The 19,638-nt window shown below is 61.7% G+C and carries 14 protein-coding genes; 10 read left to right on the top strand and 4 right to left on the bottom strand.

Annotation, left to right across the window (positions count from 1 at the left end; genetic code table 11):
* Positions 1 to 139 precede the first annotated feature (139 nt).
* From LJY25_RS18175 to LJY25_RS18190, 4 genes are all read left to right on the top strand, one after another.
* Positions 140 to 3,460 carry a toxin-antitoxin system YwqK family antitoxin gene (locus LJY25_RS18175; RefSeq protein WP_227609898.1) on the top strand — a complete coding sequence of 1,107 codons (3,321 nt, stop codon included), beginning with the start codon at positions 140 to 142 and terminating at the stop codon, positions 3,458 to 3,460.
* Positions 3,450 to 5,411, top strand: a complete 1,962-nt coding sequence (locus LJY25_RS18180; protein WP_227609899.1) for a DUF3857 domain-containing protein — start codon at positions 3,450 to 3,452, stop codon at positions 5,409 to 5,411. Before LJY25_RS18175 ends, LJY25_RS18180 begins: the two co-directional genes overlap by 11 nt.
* 38 nt (positions 5,412 to 5,449) lie before the next feature.
* On the top strand, positions 5,450 to 7,435 hold the full coding sequence (locus LJY25_RS18185; RefSeq protein WP_227609900.1) for a DUF3857 domain-containing protein: 1,986 nt from the start codon (positions 5,450 to 5,452) through the stop codon (positions 7,433 to 7,435).
* Positions 7,436 to 7,602: 167 nt separating this feature from the next.
* A complete protein-coding gene (locus tag LJY25_RS18190; RefSeq protein ID WP_227609901.1) occupies positions 7,603 to 8,106 on the top strand; it encodes a DUF4442 domain-containing protein in 504 nt (167 codons plus the stop codon).
* Positions 8,107 to 8,368: 262 nt separating this feature from the next.
* Here LJY25_RS18190 and LJY25_RS18195 read toward each other — a convergent pair whose 3' ends face one another.
* Positions 8,369 to 9,922, bottom strand: a complete 1,554-nt coding sequence (locus LJY25_RS18195) for a DNA integrity scanning protein DisA nucleotide-binding domain protein (protein WP_227609902.1) — start codon at positions 9,920 to 9,922, stop codon at positions 8,369 to 8,371.
* 52 nt (positions 9,923 to 9,974) lie between these two features.
* Positions 9,975 to 10,760, bottom strand: a complete 786-nt coding sequence (locus tag LJY25_RS18200) for an energy transducer TonB (RefSeq protein ID WP_227609903.1) — start codon at positions 10,758 to 10,760, stop codon at positions 9,975 to 9,977.
* A gap of 176 nt (positions 10,761 to 10,936) precedes the next feature.
* On the opposite strand from LJY25_RS18200, the gene LJY25_RS18205 reads away from it, so the two are divergent.
* The 5 genes from LJY25_RS18205 (at position 10,937) to LJY25_RS18225 (ending at position 15,888) form a co-directional block, all read left to right on the top strand.
* A complete protein-coding gene (locus LJY25_RS18205) occupies positions 10,937 to 11,371 on the top strand; it encodes a RidA family protein (RefSeq protein WP_227609904.1) in 435 nt (144 codons plus the stop codon).
* 163 nt (positions 11,372 to 11,534) lie between these two features.
* A complete protein-coding gene (locus LJY25_RS18210) occupies positions 11,535 to 13,382 on the top strand; it encodes a MutS-related protein (RefSeq protein ID WP_227609905.1) in 1,848 nt (615 codons plus the stop codon).
* Between the two features lie 71 nt (positions 13,383 to 13,453).
* On the top strand, positions 13,454 to 13,810 hold the full coding sequence (locus LJY25_RS18215; RefSeq protein ID WP_227609906.1) for a hypothetical protein: 357 nt from the start codon (positions 13,454 to 13,456) through the stop codon (positions 13,808 to 13,810).
* A gap of 133 nt (positions 13,811 to 13,943) precedes the next feature.
* Positions 13,944 to 14,918 carry a bestrophin family protein gene (locus LJY25_RS18220; RefSeq protein WP_227609907.1) on the top strand — a complete coding sequence of 325 codons (975 nt, stop codon included), beginning with the start codon at positions 13,944 to 13,946 and terminating at the stop codon, positions 14,916 to 14,918.
* A 211-nt stretch (positions 14,919 to 15,129) separates the two neighbouring features.
* Complete coding sequence (locus LJY25_RS18225) at positions 15,130 to 15,888, top strand: acyl-CoA desaturase (protein WP_227609908.1); 759 nt, start codon at positions 15,130 to 15,132, stop codon at positions 15,886 to 15,888.
* A 65-nt stretch (positions 15,889 to 15,953) separates the two neighbouring features.
* Here the strand turns inward: LJY25_RS18225 and LJY25_RS18230 are convergent, their stop codons facing one another.
* Both LJY25_RS18230 and LJY25_RS18235 read right to left on the bottom strand, forming a co-directional pair.
* Positions 15,954 to 16,220 (bottom strand): hypothetical protein, encoded by a 267-nt coding sequence (locus LJY25_RS18230; protein WP_227609909.1) that lies wholly within the window; start codon positions 16,218 to 16,220, stop codon positions 15,954 to 15,956.
* A 309-nt stretch (positions 16,221 to 16,529) separates the two neighbouring features.
* Positions 16,530 to 18,572, bottom strand: coding sequence for a S9 family peptidase (locus LJY25_RS18235; RefSeq protein WP_227609910.1), 2,043 nt, complete (start codon positions 18,570 to 18,572; stop codon positions 16,530 to 16,532).
* A gap of 157 nt (positions 18,573 to 18,729) precedes the next feature.
* Between LJY25_RS18235 and LJY25_RS18240 the strand changes: the two genes are divergently transcribed.
* Entirely contained in the window at positions 18,730 to 19,635 is a 906-nt protein-coding gene (locus LJY25_RS18240; protein WP_227609911.1) for a LysR substrate-binding domain-containing protein, read from the top strand.
* Positions 19,636 to 19,638: the final 3 nt, after the last annotated feature.

The raw sequence follows: 19,638 nt of genomic DNA on the forward strand, positions 1-19,638 counted from the left end.
GATATTAATTTGTTTCGGGCGCTCTGCACTATTCCGCCGGGGAGTGGAAATGCTTATTATTGTAGAACTATCCTTTTGCGCATCACCCCGCGGGGTGTGCAAATCAGGAGTTTCTACTTAGTAATTGATACCAAGCATAATGCGGATTCTTACGCACGGCAGCCTGCTCATCCTGCTGGTAGCCTCCGGTCACGGAGCCTTTTGTCAGACCTCGACCTCAACGCTACCCAGACTGGTTAACTCGGGCCAAGTGCTGAAAGAAGGGGTGGAGCTGCACGACAAGGGCGAGTATGCCGCCGCTATTGCCCGCTACCGCACCGTAACGCCCGGCGACACCAGCTACGCCCGCATCCAGGGGGAGCTGGGGCTGTCGTACCTCGAAGCCAAGCAGTACAAGGAGGCCATTGCCGCCACCCAGCAGGCCATTGCGTTGAAAAACTACGACCCCCAGGTTTACAACGTGCAGGCCTCGGCCTACGACGAGCTGGGCAATGCCGAGCAGGCCCTGAAGGTGTACGCCGAGGCGCTGAAGCGTTTTCCGTACAGCCAGTCGCTGTGGTTTAACCAGGGCGTGACACTCAGCCGGGCCGACCGCACCCTCGAAGCCCAGGCCAGCCTGCAGCGCAGCCTGGAGCTGAAGCCCACCCACGCCGGCACCCACCTGATGCTGGGTTCCCTGGCCATGCGGCAGGGGCAGACGTCGCACGCGCTGATCAGCCTGCTCACGTTTCTGGCCATCGAGCCCAACAGTGGGCGCAGCCGCAACCAGCTGGTGATGGCCGAGCAGCTGTCCTCCAACTCGCTGGTGATTGAAGAAAAGGAAAAGCTCAAGCCCGTCACGCCGAACGAAGTGTTTAGTGAGCTGGACCTGCTCATCAACTCAAAGATTGCCCTGCGCAAAGACTACACCTCGAAGGTGAAGTTCGACGCCAACGTGGTAAAGCAGGCCCAGCTGCTGGTCGAAAAATTCCCGACCGGTGCTCCGGAGTCCGACTTCTGGCTGCGGGCCTACGGGCCGATGGTGGAAGCCCTGCGCCGCGACGACAACCTGACTGCTTTTACCTACCTGGCCCTGAGCTCGGCTCAGGACGAGAAGGCCGCGAAATGGGTGAAAGGCAACAAAAAGCTGGTCAGCAAGATGGGCGACGCGGTGGCGGAGGCCCTGCTGACCCTGCGCGAGAAGCAGCCCGTGGTGCGTGGCGGCAAGACCACGCTGGTCAAGGCCTGGTTTAACGACGAAGGTCAGCTGAACGGGCTGGGCGAGGGCGAAAGCAGTGAGAAGGAAACCCGACTCGAAGGTCCCTGGTATTTTGTGAACTCCGACGGCGCGGTGACTTCGGAAGGCACGTTTTCCGGCCTGAATCAGCGCCAGGGCATGTGGCGCAGCTACCACACCAACGGCACCCTGGAAAAAGAGCAGACCTTCAACTCCGACGGCAAGCTCGAAGGCCCCTACAAGGAATACCACGACAACGGCGCCATCTCCATCGAAGCCACTTACCAGGACGGCAAAGCCAACGGCCCGGTAAAGCTGTACTTCTACTGCGGCCTGCTCCGCGAAATACGGCCATTTAAAGACGATATGGTGGAGGGCGAACTGTCGCTCTACTACACCGACGGCAAGAAGCAAAGCCAGGTGTCGATGAAAGCCGACAAGAAAGACGGCGTCGGCACCGACTTTTTCCCCGATGGCACCGTGGAGTCGCAGTACCACTACGCCGACGGGCTCAAGCACGGCCCCTTCGTGGAGAATTTCCCCGGCGGCAAGGTCAGCCGCAAAGGCAGCCACGACAAGGGTGAACTCGACGGGCAGTGGGACGACTACGCCGAAAACGGCCAGTTGCTCCAGACCGGCACCTACAGCCACGGTAAGCGTACCGGCCCCTGGAAGGATTACTACCGCACCGGCAAGCTGAGCGCCGAGAAAACCTACGACGCCACCGGCGAGCTGACCGGCACTTACCGCGACTACGACGAGGACGGGAAGCTGTACATGGAGCTCACCTACGACCAGGGCCGGGTCCTGAACATTACTTACCTCGATAAAGCCGGCAAGAAGATCAGCTCGACGGCCGTAGCCAAAAAGGGCAGGACGGCCGTGCAGGGTCTGCGCCCCGATGGCACGACCCGGTCCAGCGGAACCTACGTGAACGGCAAGATGGACGGGGAATGGCGCTGGACGTACCCCGGCGGTACCCCCGAAACGGTACGCCACTTCGTGGACGGTACCCAGCAGGGAGCCGTGGAGCAGTACTGGCCGACCGGCAAGCTTCAGTCGCGGGAGCAGTATGCCGACGACCAGCAGAACGGCTACTACGAGGCCTTCCGCCTCGACGGGCAGCTGCGCCAGACCGGCTTTTTCCAGAAGGGCGTGCGCCAGGGACAGTGGCACGACTACTACGCCGACGGCCGCCTGAGCGAGGAGTACGACTACCAGCAGGGAGAGCTCAACGGCCTCGCCCGTAGCTTCACGCCCACTGGCAAGCTCAGCCAGGAGCGGCTCTACAACTACGGCCGTATTCTCGGCATCACCACCTACGACTCTACCGGCAAAGTGCTGAGCAAAGTCGACCTGGGCCCCGCCACCAAAGAATACACCCTTGTTTACCCGAACGGCAAGCCCCTGTTTCGGGCTGCCATGAGCTGCTACGAAGAGCAGGGAGCCAGCACCTGGTACACGCCCGGGGGCAAACCCGAAATTGCCTTCGAGCAGGTCCGGGGCCAGCGCAGCGGGCCGTTTAAATCCTGGAATCCGGTGTCGGGGAAAATGAGCTCGGAAGGGCAGTACCGCGACGGGCGCCCCGACGGGGAATGGAAGTTTTACTACCCCTCCGGCGCGCTGAGCACGCGGGGTTCCTACCGCAACGGCAGCCGCGAAGGAAACTGGACGGAATACTTCGAGAACGGCAAGGTAGAGTCGGTGCGCAGCTACCAGGACGATGAGCTCGACGGGATAACGCTGCTCTACAACATGCTGGGCGAGCTGCTGGTGGAAAAAACCTACCGGAAGGGCATGGTGGTCAGCTACCGGGGCCCCGGCGCCGACGGCAAGCCCGCCGGGGAGCAGCAGATCCTGCGCAACTGGAGCGGCACGGTGAAAACGCTCTTCGCCAACGGCAAGCCCGCCCTGGAAGAGGTGTACGTGAACGGCTACTTCGACAAGACCCGCACCTACTACTACAGTACCGGGCAGGTGTACCGCCGCGGCACCAACGTAGCGGGCGTCATATCCGGACCCTACTTCACCTATTATCCCAACGGCAAGCCCCAGGAAGAGGAAAACTACCTGCACGACGAGCGGCACGGGCGCTGCCGCTACTACCGCGCCGACGGCACGCTGGAGCGCGAAGAAACGTACCGCGCCGGGGAACGAAGCGGACCCGCGGTGTATTACGATGCACAGGGTAAGCCCTTGAAGACGAATACTTACTGGAACGCGTTTGTGTATGATGGCAAATAACTTACTATCCCGCGGCCCGGTTGCCGGGCTGCTTCTGCTGCTGGGCGTTGTGTTGGCCGGACCAGTCCGGGCCCAGGAGCCCCAGCAGCTGCTGGCCGAGATGCAAAAGCAGTATCCCGGCGAAAAGGCCATGTACCTCGACTACCGCCACGACATCACCGTGGAGGTGAAGGGCGACTCGGTGCAGGTGCTGGCCAGGCACCACTACGACATGCTGCACCTCGACGCGCAGTCGGCCATGTACGCGGCCGACCGGGTGTACAGCTCCCATTTCAACCGGCTGCAGAAGCTGGAGGCCCGCTCGATGGTGCCCGCCGGCAATTCCTACAAGACGATTAAGGTCACCGACTTCAAGGACAAGTTTGAGACGCGGCCGGGTATCTTCTTCGACGATACCCGCTCCCGGGTATTCAGCTTTCCGGGCGTCGCGCCCGGCGTGCGCACCATCACGGACTACACTGTGCGCCATCCCGATGCCCGCTTTCTGATGCCGTTCCGCCTGGGTTCCTACGTGCCCATGCGCCACGCCGAGCTCACCATCACGGCTCCGCGCACGGTCCGCATCAACTACAAGATGTTTCAGAGCGACAACGTGAAGGTGGCTTTCACCAAAACCGAGAAAGGCTCGAACGTGATTTACCGCTGGACGGCCGAAAACCTGCCCAGCGCCCCCCGCGACGACGATGCGCCCGAGGCCGACTACTACCTGCCCCACCTGGTTTACTTCGTGGAAGAAGCCACCGTGGGCGGGCAGACCCGCCGGATGCTGTCGGGCGTGCCCGAGCTCTACAACCTATACTCCGGCTTTATCGCCAACCTCGACAAAAAGGAAAGCCCCGAGCTGAAGCGCATCGTGGACTCGCTCGTGGTGGGCACCAAAACCGAGGAGGAGCGGGTGAAGAAAGTGTTCTACTGGGTGCAGGACAACGTGCGCTACGTGGCCTTCGAGAACGGCCTGCGCGGTTTCGTGCCGAGCGACGCGGGCAAGGTGTACGCCCAGCGCTACGGCGACTGCAAGGACATGGCCAACATCACCCACCAGATGCTGCGCATGGCCGGCGTGAAGTCGTACCTGACCTGGATTGGCACCCGCGACCTGCCGTACAAGTATTCGGAGCTGGCCACGCCCGGCGTCGACAACCACATGATTGCGACCTACGAGCCCACGCCCGGCCAGTACGTGTTTCTCGACGCCACCAGCAACCACACGCCCTTCGGCATGCCTTCGTCCATGATTCAGGGCAAGGAAGCGTTGATGTCCATCGACGGCAAGAACTGCAAGGTGGTGAGCGTGCCGGTGATGGGGCAGGAGAAAAACCAGATTACCGACGTATCGGTGCTGCGCCTCGACGGCCTCGGGCTCAAAGGCAAGGGCCGGGTTTCCCTGGCCGGCTACCCTAAGATCCGCCAGGCCTACGCCTTTGACGGGCTCGACAAAACCGAGGAGTCCAAGTACATTAAAGCCTACCTGGAGCGGGGCAACAACAAGTTCTTCGTGGACAGCTACTCGGTGCAGAACGTGAATGCCCGCGACCAGCCCCTGACCATCGACTACGAATACCGCCTCCAGGACTACGTGCAGAAGGTCGACGACGAGATTTACGTGAACCTGAACCTGGAGCGGCCCTACGCCAACGATATCATCGACCGCGAAAAGCGCCGCCTGGCCCGCTACAACGAGTACAACCACGTCGACAAGACCCGCACCGAGTTCGAGATTCCGGAGGGCTACGACGTGGAGTACCTTCCCGTCAGCACCCAGGTGCAGGACCCGGTCTTCGGCTTCAACATCAAATATACCCGCCAGGGCAACAAGATTGTGCAGGAGAAAGAGCTGTATGTGAACTACCTGCTGCTCCAGCCCGCCCAGTTTGCCCAGTGGAACGCCGTGGTCGAAAAGCTGGGGGTAGCCTACCGCGACGTGCTGATTCTGAAGCGCCGCAAAGCGTAACGTCTTTATTATTCCTTTACCTGATATCCTTCTTTCCGATGAATCTGATTTTCCGGCCGGGCCTGCTGCTGACGCTGCTGCTCGGTACCTCGGCCGCCGGCCTGGCCCAGCGCATGCCCGCCGCTTTGCGCTACGCCGACTATACCTGGGAAGCCCGCCGCAAGCAGCTGCCTATCTCCGATGCCGATGCCAAGCTGCCGGCCGTGGTACTCAAGGATATGTCGGTGCAGGAGTACCTGTTCGACCCCAATCAGAAGGAAATGCGGCTGTTCTCCACCGACCACCGCATCGTGCGGGTGAACAGTGCCGACGGCATTGAGCGCTACAACCGCATCTACGTGCCCGTGCCCGGCGACACCCGCATCATCTCGGTGAAGGCCCGCACCATCAGCCCCAAGGGCGAAGTGGTGGAGGTGACGGAAAGCAACATGAAGGAGCTGAAGGACAACGACGGCGGCCGGGGCTTCAAGATCTTTGCCGTGGAAGGCGTGGAGAAGGGCAGCGAAATCGAGTACCTCTACACCCGCGACCGGGACCCCAGCTACTTCGGCCGGGAATACCTGCAGACCGACGTACCCGCGCGCAACGTGTTGTTTGAGTTGATTACGCCCGAGAACCTCACGTTCGATACCCGCGTGTACCACGGTCCTGCCGCCTCGCGCGACACCGTAGTGGCCGGTAAGCGCATCATCCGCGCCGCGCTGGCCCAGGTGCCGGCCGCCCGCGAAGAAGGCTTCTCCAACGAAAAGGCCGAGCGGATGCGCATCGAGTACAAGCTCGCCTACAGCGCCGCCCGGGGCCGCACCCGCCTGTTCACCTGGTCGGATGCCAGCCAGTACCTGTACGGCGCCATCTACGACCTGTCGAAAGACGAAACCAAGGCCCTGGATAAGCTGGTCAAGCAGATCAAGCTGCCCGCCGCGGGCGACGTGGCCACCCAGGTGCCAGCCGTGGAAGACTACGTGAAGTCAAACTTCAATCTCGACGAGAACGGCTCCCCGGACTTGGCCAAGGTTATTTCCTCGCACAACGCCTCGGAGCTGGGCTTTACCCGCCTCACCGCCGCGCTGCTGCGCAAGCTCAACATCGACCACGAGCTGGTCGTCACCTCCGACCGCAGCGAAGTGCCTTTCGATAAGGACTTCGACTCCTGGGACTACCTCGAAAACTACGCCTTCTACTTCCCGGCTACCAAACAGCTGATGGCCCCGTCGCGCCCCGACTACCGCTACGGCATGGTGCCCCCGGGCTGGACGGCCAACCAGGGGTTGTTTATCAAACGCGTGCAGCTGGGCTCCACGTCCTCGGCCGTAGGCACCGTGCGCGAAATCCCGACCCTGAACGCCGCCCAGAGCCCGCACGACCTCGACATCAAAGTTCGCTTCTCGCCGGCTCTCGACAAAACCTTAGTCGACGTGCGGCAGGTGCTGGGCGGCTACCAGGCCCAGGTAATTCAGCCGTACTATTCCTTTATCCCGGAAGACAAGCGCACCGAGGCCATGCAGAGCCTGGTGAAAAGCAGCGTCCCGGATGCCACGTTCAAAAGCCTGACGGTGACCAATGGGGAGCGGGGCCTGAGTCCGCTGGCCAAGCCCTTTATCATTGATGCCAGCGTGGAGTCCAGCGCCCTGCTCGACAAGGCCGGCCCGAAGTACCTGTTCAAGGTAGGCACGCTGCTAGGGCCGCAGTCGGAGCTGTACCAGACCGAGGAGCGGCAGAACGACGTGGAAAACGACTTCAACCGCCGCTACAACCGCTCCATTTCCATCGAGCTGCCGGCGGGCTACAGCGTCCGCAACCTGCAGGACCTTAACTACGACGTGAAGGCCGGCGGCGAGGCGGCGGCTCCCCTATTTCTTTTCCGCTCCAGCTACGAGCAGAAGGGGCAGACGCTGACGATCAACATTCAGGAGCACTACGACCAGATCCGGTGGCCCAAAAAGGATTTTGAGGTTTTCCGCAACGTGGTAAACGCCGCCGCCAACTTCAACAAGGTGGTGCTGGTACTGGAGAAGAAAGGCTAGGATTAGTTGTCAGATAGTAGTTGTCCGTTGTCAGTATCGTTCTAGCAACTAACATCCAACAATCAGCAACTTAACGCAGCTCTTAATGCCGGCTCTTCGCTCTATCCGGGGCGAAGAGCCGGCATTTTGGTTTCTTGCACCTGACGTACCTGCTTTCTGCCCCTGCCATGACTTCTCCGGCTTCCATCGATACGCCCCAGGCTGCGGCCTTCCGGCGCACCATCTCCAATCCGCTCAAGCTCCGGGCCTTTATGCTCAGCAGCCTGCCCATGGCGTACCTGGCCGGGCTGCGCATCCGCAGCATCACGCCCGAGCAGGCCACGGTGACGGTGCCGTTCAAGTACCTGACCAAAAATCCGTTCAAAAGTATCTACTTCGCCTGCCTGAGCATGGCGGCCGAAATGGCCAGTGGCGTGCTGGCTATGATGCACATCCAGGGCCAGGGGCGGGTTTCGATGCTGGTAGTGGGCTTGGAAGCAGAGTTTACCAAGAAGGCGGTGGGCCTGATTGCCTTTACCAGCCCCGACGGCGGCGCCATCGGGCAGGCCATTGCCGAAAGCCGGGCCAGCGGCGAAGGCCGCACCGTGGTCTGCACCAGCACCGGCCGCGACGAAGCCGGTGACACCGTCGCCATCTTCCGCATCACCTGGTCGTTCCGGGCGAAGGTTTAAAGCCGCAATCTCCAAGCTTCAAGTCACAAGCTCTTTTGGTCGTCCTTCATCTGACGTACGGCGCAGCCGAAGGACCTGCCTCGGTTCAGGCAGTAAGCTTACAAGGCAAAGCAAAAGCACTTAGCCAACAACGGCAAAGGGCTTTTCTCATCTACTAAGGCTTTCTGCCACATCAGAGCTAGGTTCCTTACTCTACTTCGCGCCACTCAGGATGAAGAATGACAACGAAAAAGCTTGCGGCTTGTAGCTTAAAGCTTGTAGCTCAATTCACTTCCGGCAGGCGGTCTTTGGTGATGACATCAACCATTCCGTCTTCGCTTACCACAATGGCCATGCAGGGGTAAGGGCTGCTTTCCACGTAACGAATAGCCGAGTTGTAGCGGGCCCCGCGGGTGCTGGTCCCCCTGCCGGAGGCTTTGCCGTCCAGAATAACGCCAATGGAGTAGCAGTAGGATTCCGGATCAATCAGCACGGCCCCGTCGATGGACGTAACCAGGCGGGTGATAAGCGGCGTGAGCGGTACGGGCTCAATAAGCGTGCACTGGAGCTTAAGCCGGTCAGCTTCGGCCAGGGCCTCGGTGGTAACCACGACCAGGGTGCCGTGCTTCTGCTTGCTGGCTTCCAGCACCACGTCCCAGAGCCGCTCTACTTTCTCAGAGTTGGTCAGGTCGAAGGTGCGGCGCAGGTCGCGGCGGAAGCTGGCTTTGTGCAGACGGGTACGGGGCAGGCTGGGCTGACCGTAGCCGGCCCGCATCAGCACCTTGCCGTCGTGCTGGAAGTCCCAGGCATAGTGGGTCACGAAGTTTACCACGAACAGGTCCTCCCGGCTGGCATCGTACTGCCCTACCTGCCGGCCCAGCGCGTACACGTTTTCGCCATCGGCCAGCAGACTGATGTCGGCCGTGGTCATTTCAAGCAGCTTGCGCACGGCCCGGTAATCAGTGAGCGGAGTGGGGCAGGTAAGGGCGAAGACCTCCTCCAGGTTGGGATGGTAGCGCTTTGCCAGCAGCAGCTTGCCCACGCCCTCGGCGCCTTCGTAGCGGAGGGAGGAAATCGTGTTGCAAGTATTGAACAGCTTGGCAGTAGCGGGGTCCACTCCCAGGTCCTGGGCCGGCGTGTCCATCAGCAGCTTGCCGGCCGCCCGGATAATCTCATCGGTGTCGCGGGGGCGCACGAGCATGCCCGAGCCGGGCTCCGGCTCCGTCAGGGACTTGAGGCACTCCTCGTGAAAGCGCAGCACGGCGGCCATCAGCAGGGAGTGGGCCAGGGGCCGGCCATTGGTATAAAACCGGTTGGGCCGCAGCGCGGCATGGCTGTTCTGTGCCTTGCGGTACAGCTGCAGAATCGTGATTACGTGGTAGTCGCCAATCAGCACCGGCCGGCCGGCATACGACTGATACTTGCTGCCCGCCAGATCCAGCTCGTCCAGCACTTCCTGGACCGCGCGGTTCAGCCCGATGCCCTGCATGCGCCGCCGGGCCATGTCCTCCGACAGCTGGTCGCGGTCGGCCTGCGGCCAGGGCTCCGTAGCCTGCAGGAACTTGCCCCGGGCCAGCACGTCGGCAAACCGGCTCAGGTCGAGCGAGCAGTCGGCGGGTTCCAGGCAGGCGGGCCGGGCACCCTGCTTCATGCTTTCCGCGCTGGGAATTCCGAGCAGCAGCACGTTGGGGCGCAGGTCGTCGTCAAGGGCGTCGAAGATGCCACTGGCACTAAGCTGGGCAGCCTCGCGAAAGCGCTGCTGGTGCCGCCAGATGATGGGTGGAGAAGAAGCTGCCGCAGCAGAAGCGGGTGGAGGAGAGGAAAGAAGGCAGCGCATACGCGGCGGGTAAAGGAAATGGAAAGGAAGGCGGGCAGCCCGAAAGGCAGGACTAGAGCTGGAACAAAACCGGCAGCACCATCTTTTGCTTCATCGGCTGGCCCTTGTAGCGGGCCGGGGTCCACTTCGGCGCCGCCTTGATCAGGCGCACGGCCTCTTCCTCGCAGCCCCCGCCGAGCTTGTTCAGGGCTTTTATATCCGTCAGGGAACCGTCTTTCTGCACGATAAACTCCATCGTCACCCGGCCCTCAATCTTCTTTTGCCTGGCCATGGGCGGGTATTTCATATGGTCCTGAATCCACGCAAAAAAGGCGTCGGTGCCGCCTACCGGGCGGGCCGGCTCGTCGGGGGCCACCGTCTGGGTAACCGGGGCGTCGCCGGTAGCGGATGGGGCCGCCGTAGCTGTGCTGCCGGCCTCTTTGGGAATCTCGAAGCTGATGGGCACCGTAACGCGCTGCCGCACCTTGCCGCCCTTATGCTCGGCCGGGGTCCACTTGGGCCCGCCCTTAATCAGGCGTACGGCTTCGGCGTCGAGGGCCGGGTCCACGGGGGTAACCACGGCCACGTTGGAAATACCCCCGTTCTTCTCCACTACAAAGGTGACGGGTACGGTGCCCTGCTTGCCCGCCCGCAGCGCAGCGGTAGGATACTGCTGGTTGTCGGCCAGGTACTTGCCGTAGGCTTCCACGCCCCCGACGGGCACGGCGGGCTTGGCCACGGCTTCGTAAATCTCATCTTTGTCCTGCTTGGGAGCCTTGAGCTTTTGCTGGGCAAAGGCGGAAGGCAGGCTCATGCTCAGGGCCAGCAGCAGGGTGAGGCGGCGGAAAGTAGCGGTCATAGCAAAAAGAGTAGGGTAGCGGAAAGGGAGGGCGGCTTCGCGAAGCACGCAGTAAGCTACAGGTTTCGGTTCGAAGACCCAGGGCCGGGCCGGAAACCGGCTCTTCAACAACCGAACCAGCCTGAGCCGGGTTCATAAACGGCATAGTAAGCCGGAAAACCGGTAGTTTTGACCCTATGGCTGCTGACGAAACTTCCACTCCGCTCAACTCTTCCCGCGCCCCCGAACCGGTGGGCCTCTACCCCCATGCCCGCCGGGTGGGCAACCTGCTGTTTTTGTCGGGCGTTGGGCCCCGGCAGCGCGGGCAGAAGCAGATTCCCGGCGTGGAGCTGGACCAGCACGGCCGCATCCTGCGCTACGACATCGAAAGCCAGTGCCACGCCGTGTTTCAGAACGTGCGCTACATCCTCGAGGAAGCCGGCTCCCGCTGGGAAGACCTCGTGGACGTGACCGTGTTTCTGACCAACATGAAGGACGATTTCCCGGTGTATAACCGCCTCTACGCCGAGTATTTCAAGACCAACCAGCCCTGCCGCACCACGGTTGAAATCAACTGCCTGCCCACGCCCATTGCCATCGAGCTGAAGTGCATCGCGGTGATAGGTGGCTAATGGGCTGATAAGCTAGCCGGACAAGCCTTCGGTTGCATCCGGAATCCCGTGCGGGCTGCCAGCCGGACAGACCCGGCAATCAGATCCAGGAATAGCTGGCTTATTCATCCCAATGCCCTGCTGCCCTGGCGAATGGTAGCCGCGCCGGCTGCAGGCCGCCACTTTGTCAATTCCCGAATTCTACTCCGTGCCCGATTTCCAGCCTTTAATCATTGACCCCGCCCAGGTCTTTGCTGAGAACAAAGCAACCCACGCCGCCGACGAGCAGCGGTTTGCCACCCGGCACCGCATGGTGGCCACGGTGCGGCTGGCCGTGTTTGTGGGCGCGGCAGTGGCCGGGTACTGGTGCTTTAGCGGCGGCCATACCCTGCCCGGCTTTGCCGTTATCGGGGTTGCCTATCTGGCATTTATGGCCTTGGTGCGCTGGCACACCCGGGTGGGCTACCAGCGCGAGCATGCCCGCCTGCTGGCCCAGCTCAACCAGGAAGAGCAGCAGCGCCTGACCGGGCAGCTGACCGCCTTTGACCCGGGCCTGCGCTACCTCGACGCCCAGCACCCCTATGCCGCCGACCTCGACGTGTTCGGGCCGCATTCCTTGTATCAGCTGCTCAACCGCGCCACTTCCCGCCTCGGCCAGGACTGGCTGGCCGACTGGCTGCGGACCGGTGCCCCGGCCGACGTCATCCGGCAGCGCCAGACTGCCGTGGCCGAGCTCGCGCCCGATCTGAGCTGGCAGCAGCAGTGGCAGGCCCGGGCCCGCCATTTTCCCCGACAGGATGCCGACCCGCGCCAGTTTACCCGGTGGCTGCAGCAGCCCGACTTCTTTGCCGGTAAAGGCTGGCTGAAAGCGGCGCTGGTCGTGCTGCCACCCGTAGCCCTGGCAACTGTGGCGTGGTGGCTGCTGGGCCGGGGCTCGATGCCGATGCTCATTGCCCTGGCCGTGCTGGGTGTTATCAACGCCGCGTATCGCGCGGCCCGGGCCGACTACGTAGCCCAGAGCATCGCTATCTATGATGCTTTGCGCGCCTACCGCGACCAGGTGGCCTTGTTTGAAGAGCGGCAGTGGCAGGCGCCGCGGCTGCAGCAGCTGCACGCAACCTTACACGCGGCCCGAACCCCGGCTTCCCGGCTTATCGGCCAGCTTTCCCGCATTGCCGGCCTGTTCTCGATTCATAAGATTCCGCCCGTTGCCGGCCTGGGCAATGCCCTGCTTTTGTGGGACCTGGCGGGCATGTGGCTGCTCGAAAACTGGAAAAAGCGGCTGGCCGGGCAGCTCACGGAATTGCTCGAAGCCGGTGCCGAGCTGGAAGCATTGGTGAGCCTGGCCGGGTTTCAGTTTGCCAACCCCGGCTTTGCCACGCCCGAAATCAGCCCGGACAAGCTAGAGTTTACGGCCCAGGAGCTGCGCCACCCGCTGATCTTCAGCAGCCGGCCGGTTGCCAACGACTTCAGCACCCGCGGCCCGGGCCAGACCGGTGTGGTGACGGGGTCGAATATGGCGGGCAAAAGCACGTTTCTGCGCACGGTGGGCCTGACGATGGTGCTGGCCCAGGCGGGGGCGGTGGTGGCAGCCCGGCAGCTGCGGCTGAGCCCGGCCCAGGTGTACACGGCCATGCGCACCCAGGACAACCTGGCGGAAAGCACATCGTCGTTCTACGCCGAGCTCAAGCGCCTGCGCCTGCTGCTGGAGCTGACGGCCACGGGTGTACCGGTGTTCTACCTGCTCGACGAAATCCTGAAGGGCACCAACTCCCGGGACCGGCACCGCGGGGCCCGGGCCCTGGTGCACCAGCTCCACCGCCGCCCCGCCAGCGGCCTGATCAGCACCCACGACCTGGAACTGGCGGGCCTGGCCGAGGAGCTGCCCGGCTTCGTAACCAACTACAGCTTCAACAGCACCATTGAGGGCGACGAAATCCGGTTCGACTACCGCCTCACGCCGGGGCTGTGCCGGGAGTTCAATGCCAGTAAGCTTATGCAGCTGATGGGTATTGAAGTGGAAGAAATGTAAATAGTGAATACTGCTTGCAACGTATTAGGCGCGACGGGTATCCTGACTGTGTACCTAAATAAACTTACGATATGAAAGCAACCCGACTATCCGTGCTTCTGCTGAGCAGCCTGCTCGGCCTGGGCGCCACCAGCTGCTTCTGCGGCGAAAAAGAAGAAGTCTGCCCCGCGGAAGACTCCGTGAAGGTGACCTACGCCCAGACCCAGTGTGCCGACCACTGGGGCCAGGCCAGCGACCCTCAGGTGCTGGCCAGCAAAGCTTCAGCCTACCTGACGCAGAAAGGAGTTCAGGTGTACAGCGTCACGGCCGCGTCAACGGGGCCGGCCCAGGTGTGCAGTGCCTGCACCTGCCTGACCGGAAACGTGGTGGAAGCCTACGTCGCCCAGGCCGACCTGCCGACGGTGCTTGGCCTGGGGTTCAAGCAGTAGATACTTGTACGGTCCGCCGAACCTGTTTTCGGCCCTCATTTCGACGCCCGGTGCCCACGCGCCGGGCGTTTTGTCGTAAAAGGTGACTTTTGCCAAAGTCAACTTCTGGCTGCCTTGCTGGTTACCTAGCCCTATGTACATCCGACAAAACCTCCGCTGGAGCATTATCTGTCGCAGCGCCTGGCGCAGCGTCCTGTTCCTGACGCTGTATAACCTCACCATCTGCTGGCTTTTTGTCAGCGGGTTCACCCAGTTGGCAATTCCGTGGCAGCCGGTGGCTACGCTGGGCACGGCCGTCGCCTTCTACATCGGCTTTAAAAATAACGGCTCTTACGACCGTTTCTGGGAGGGGCGGCAGATTTGGGGCGGCATCGTCAACACCAGCCGCACCTGGACGATTCAGGCCCTGGAGTACGTCACCTCCCGGGTGGATGCACCGGATCTGATCGGGCACCGCCCCGCTGCTTCCGCCCTGGAGCTGAGCGAGCGGCACCACCGGCTGGTGTACCGCCACATTGCCTGGTGCAACGCGTTGCGCCTGCAGTTGCGTCAGCAGCGGGCCGAGCTTTGGGATACCGATGTGGCGCCATTCCTTCTGCCCGAGGAGTCGGACTTTATGCGGCAGCGGGCCAACCCCCCGGCGCATCTGCTACGCAAGCAGGCCGGGGAGCTGCGCATTCTGCGCGAGGAGCGGGGCCTGCTCAACGATTTTCAGCACGTAAACATGATGAATACGCTGGAAAAGCTGTTTGACCTGCAGGGCGGCTGCGAGCGAATCAAGAACACGCCCTTTCCGCGGCAGTTTGCCTTTTACAGCTTCGTGTTCGTGTGTTTGTTTGCGCTGATGCTGCCGCTGGGGCTGCTGCGCGAGTTCAACGAGCTGGGTCCCTACATGATCTGGCTTACCGTTCCCTTTTCGGTATTGACGAGTTGGGTGTTCAACACCATCGAGGCAGTGGGCCACTCAAGCGAGAATCCGTTTGAAAACCAGATGAACGACGTGCCGATGACGGCTTTGTGCCGGACCATCGAAATCGACCTGCGGGAAATGCTGGGCGAAACCGAGGTGCCCGGCAAGGTGCTGCCCATCGAGGATATTCTGTATTAAGTCGGGTGGCCAGAAGCAGGCAGGGGAGGCTGGAAAGCACCTTTTCTGACCAATTTCGCGTTTTCGGTGCTACGGGTGGAGCGAGCGAGCTGAACTAATGCCCTACCTTTCGATTTATAGTGTCTCACGAGCAGTTGCGAACTGAAGCGCCCGAGTCGCTCCGAGGGACGGTTCCAGGTTTTCTTTCCTTCCTGTATTTTCTTTATCCGATATGGCTGTTCTTGCTTTTTTCCTGGCGCACTGGTACCTGTCGCTGTTCACGCAGTCTTTTTTTCAGCACCGCTACTCGGCCCACAAGATGTTTACCATGAACGGCTTCTGGGAAAAGTTCTTCTACATCTTTACCTATATCTGGCAGGGGTCCTCGTTTATGTCGGCTAAGGGCTACGCGCTGCTGCACCGCATGCACCACGCCTACTCCGACACTGAGAAGGACCCGCATTCGCCGCACTATTCGTCCAATGCCTTCACGATGATGTGGAAAACCCGCGGGGTGTACCAGGATGTGCTGTTCGGCCGCTCGGCCGAAGCCACCCGCTTCGAAGGCGACTACCCGGAGTGGCCGGCCCTCGAGATTTTCGGCAACAAGTGGTACTCCCGGGTCGGGTGGGGGGCTTTCTACGTGGGCTTCTACGTGGCCTTTGCCACGGCCTGGTGGCAGTACCTGTTGCTGCCGATTCACTTCTCGATGGGTGCCGTGCACGGCGCTATCGTGAACTGGAGCGGCCACAAGTACGGCTACCAGAACTTCGACAACAACGATAAGTCGCGTAACTCGCTGTTCTTCGACTTTCTCACCGGCGGGGAGCTGTTCCAGAACAACCACCATAAGCTGCCCCGGCGCGTCAACTTCGGCGTCAAGTGGTGGGAGCTCGACCCGACCTATCCCGTTATCTGGACCCTGGATAAAGCCGGTGTTATCAAGATCAAGGAGAAGTCCCGGCCCGCAGCCAACCAGCTGGCGGCCTAGCCTCCAGCATCAATTGCGCATAAAAAAGCCCCGGTCAGCTGACCGGGGCTTTTCTTTTGGTTGGGTTACGCCGCGTTACTAAGTTTCTCGCGGTTCTGGATGGCCATGATGGCCGGAGATTGAGGTGGTTCTACTACACCGGCTACTTGGGCAATGGTTAACTCTCCATCTATGTAGCGTTGCAATTCAGCTAGCAATTTTGGTGCAGGCAGGGTACCACCCAGTCGGGCAACGGCAATACCCCACTCAGCGTGGCCTTGCCGCTTGCGGCGGGCTTCGGCTTCCGCTGGGGGTAAGTCGTCCGGAATTGGGTTAAAAAAGTTAGTATCCATCAGCTTGCGCAATTAAGTTGATGAGTGCTTATACGGTCCGGTTCTGATAGCGGCTATTCTGGTTATGGAGGAGCTTGGGCCGGCTGGGCTCGGAAACAGGTTTAGTTATTCTATAGCCCGGTTTTTCAGCTGAGAAATTTTTCAGCACCGACTTTTTCGTCCTGCCTGACCCACTACCGCCCGCCTGCCGGTACCGAGCCGGGAACGATAACCCAGGGAAGACAGGCTAACCGGAATAGCAGCCGATAACGAGAAAAGACCTGCCCGGGAGCCCGGACAGGTCTTTTCTGGTCATTGGCTTAGTTGGGTTTACTTGGTGGGCTGCAGCGTACGGCCCAGCCAGTCGAAGAACACGCGGTTCCAGAGCACCGCGTTCTGGGGCTTCTGAATCCAGTGTCCTTCCTCGGGGAAGTACAGAAAGCGGCTCGGGATGTTGCGCAGCTGCAGGGTCCCAAACGCCTCCATGCCCTGCTCCACCGGCACCCGGAAATCCTTGGCGCCGTGAATCACGAGCATGGGCGTATCCCACTTGCCTACGAACTGCTGGGGGTTGAACTCGGTGTAGCTTTTGTGCAAAGTAGCATCCCAGGGCGCGCCGCCGATGTCGTGGCTGGCGAAAAACATTTCCTCGGTGGTCGGGTACCAGCTGGTCAGGTTATACAGGCCGGCGTGGGCAATAAAGGTCTTGAACCGGCCCTGGTGCTGCCCAGCCAGGAAATACACGCTGTAGCCGCCGTACGATGCGCCCACGCAGCCGCGCCGGTCCTTGTCCACGTAGGGCTCCTGGCTTACCGCGTCGATGGCGGAGAGGTAGTCGCGGATGGGCTGCCCGCCCCAGTCGCCCGAGATGCTGTTGTTCCACTCGGTGCCGAAGCCGGGCAGGCCGCGGCGGTTCGGGGCCACTACGATGTAGCCCTGGGCCGCCATCAGCTGGAAGTTCCAGCGGTAGGAGAAGCTTTGGGTAATTGGGCTCTGTGGCCCGCCCTGGCAGTAAAGCAGGGTGGGGTACTTCTTGCTCGCGTCGAAGTCAGGCGGGTAGGTCACATACACCTGCATCTGCTTGCCGTCGGTGGTTTTCACCATCCGGGCTTCGGTGCGGCCCATCTTTACTCCGGCCAGCTGCTCCTGGTTGATGTTCGTCAGGGGCGTTTCGCGGCCGGTTTTCAGGTCGATGCGCACCAGGTCGGCGGGCTGGGCCTGGGTGGTTTTGTTGGCAATGGCCACATCCTTGCCGGCCAGCTCAAACGCGTTATAGTTCTGCGGGCCCTGGGTGATCTGGCGTATTTTGCCGCCCTTGCTGGCCACCGAGAACAGCTGCTCGGTGCCCATGATGGTGCTGTTGAAGTAGAGGGTCCTGCCATCGGCACTCCAGCGCAGGTTGCCGGCCGACTGCTCTGAGCCCTTCGTTACGTCTTCGCGCTTTTTGGTTTTAAAGTCGTACACGATGATGCCGTTGCGGTCCGACTCGAAGCCGGGCGTCGCCATGCTCAGCCAGGCCACTTTGCTGCCATCGGGCGAGAATACGGGCTCGATGTCGTAGCCCATCAGGCCTTCCGACAGGTTCTGGGTCTGGCCCGCGCGCACGTCGTAGAGGTAGATGTCGGCGTTGGTGCTGGCGGCTTCGGCCTTGCCGGTGAGCTTGCGCGAGGTATAGGCCAGGCGGTACCCATCGGGGGCAAAGGCCAGCTGCTCGGAGCCGCCCAGGGGCTGCAGGGGCGAGTCGAACTTCTCCCCGGCCATAACGTCCTTGCCGGTAGCGGTAGGCTTGCCGTCAGCGAAAGGCTGGAAGAATACGTGCGAGACTTTGTAATCGTCCCACACGTTCCAGTGCCGGTAGTTGAGGTCGTCGATGATGCGGGCGTCGGCTTTGGGCAGGTCGGGGTAGATGTCCTTCACTTCCTTGCCCACCTTCACGTCCTGGGTGTAGAGGATGAAGTTGCCGGACGGCGCAATCTTCAGGTTTGCCAGGCCCTCGTCCGGAAACGAGCTGATCTGCTGCCGTCCCGAGCCGTCGGGGTTGATTTCGTAGAGCTGGTCGGTGCCACTTTCGCCCGAAACAAAGGTGAGCTTTTTGCCATCGGGGCGCCAGTTCAGGGTGTTTTCACTACCAGGCGTGCTGGTCAGCTGCTTCACGGCGCCGCCGGCCACGGGCACCAGGAAGATGTCGGCGTTGCCTTTGTTGGCGGCCAGGTCGTAGCGCGTCACGGTAAACGCCACCGTCTTGCGGTCCGGCGACACCTGCATTTCGCCCAGGCGTCCCAGCTGCCAGAGCTTTTCGGGCGTCAGGGTCTGCTGCGCGGCAGCGGGAATAGTAATACCGGCCAATAGGGCCAGTAGTGCGGTTTTTGTCATAGGGAAGTGGGAAAGTAATTGGGCTGGGAAAGGTAAGCAGAGTTCGTTGTGAGTTGTTCGCTGTCCGTTGCTAGTTGTTCGTATCGTTCTGACAACTGACAACTGACAACTGACAACTGACAACTGACAACCAACAACGGTCAACTACCTTGCAGCCATGCCCGATTTTCGCCTTCGCGTTTTTCAGTCGGTTGCCCGGCACCTGAGCTTTACCAAGGCCGCGCAGGAGCTGTTCATCACCCAGCCCGCCGTCACCAAGCACATCCGGGAGCTGGAGCGCAGCTACGGGCAGCGCCTGTTCGAGCGGCGCGGTAACCGCGTCAGCCTCACCGAGGCCGGCCGCCTGCTGCTTTCCCACGCCGACGAGGTTGAAAACCTGCACCAGCAGCTTACCGACCAGCTGCACAGCCTCCACGACCAGGCCGCGGGCCGGCTCCGGCTCGGGGCCAGCACCACCCTGGCCCAGTACATCCTGCCCCCGCTGCTGCCGGCCTTTCAGGCCCGCTACCCCAGCATCGAGCTCACGATGCGCAGCGGCAACTCCGAGCACATTGCCGAGGCCCTCCTGCGCGGGCAGCTCGACCTGGGATTTGTGGAAGGGCAGGTGAAGAACCGCGACCTGCACTACGAGCTGCTCCTGCACGACGAGCTGGTGGCAGTGCGTCGCGCTACCCCGGCCGGCCCGCCTCCGGAGCCGGTGCCCCTGGCGGCCGTGCTCGAACAGCCCCTGGTGCTGCGGGAGCGGGGCTCGGGCACGCTCGAAGTGCTGGAATTCGCCCTGCGGGCCCAGCAGATCAAGCTCAGCAGCCTGAACGTGGCGCTGTACCTCGACAACACGGAGGGCATTAAGTCCTACCTCGAAGCGGCACCCAACTGCCTGGGGTTCGTTTCGCGCCGGGCCCTAAGCAAGGAAGTGGAGGCGGGGCAGCTGGAGATTGTGCCAGTGCAGGGCCTGCACCTTAGCCGGAAGCTCGAAGCCGTCTGGGTGCAGGGCGAGCCGCTGTCGGTGGCGGCGCAACGCCTGCTGGTATTTGCCCACCAGCGGTTTGATAGTATAACCTGAGGT

Source organism: Hymenobacter translucens (assembly GCF_020685205.1).
Classification (GTDB): Bacteria; Bacteroidota; Bacteroidia; order Cytophagales; family Hymenobacteraceae; genus Hymenobacter; species Hymenobacter translucens.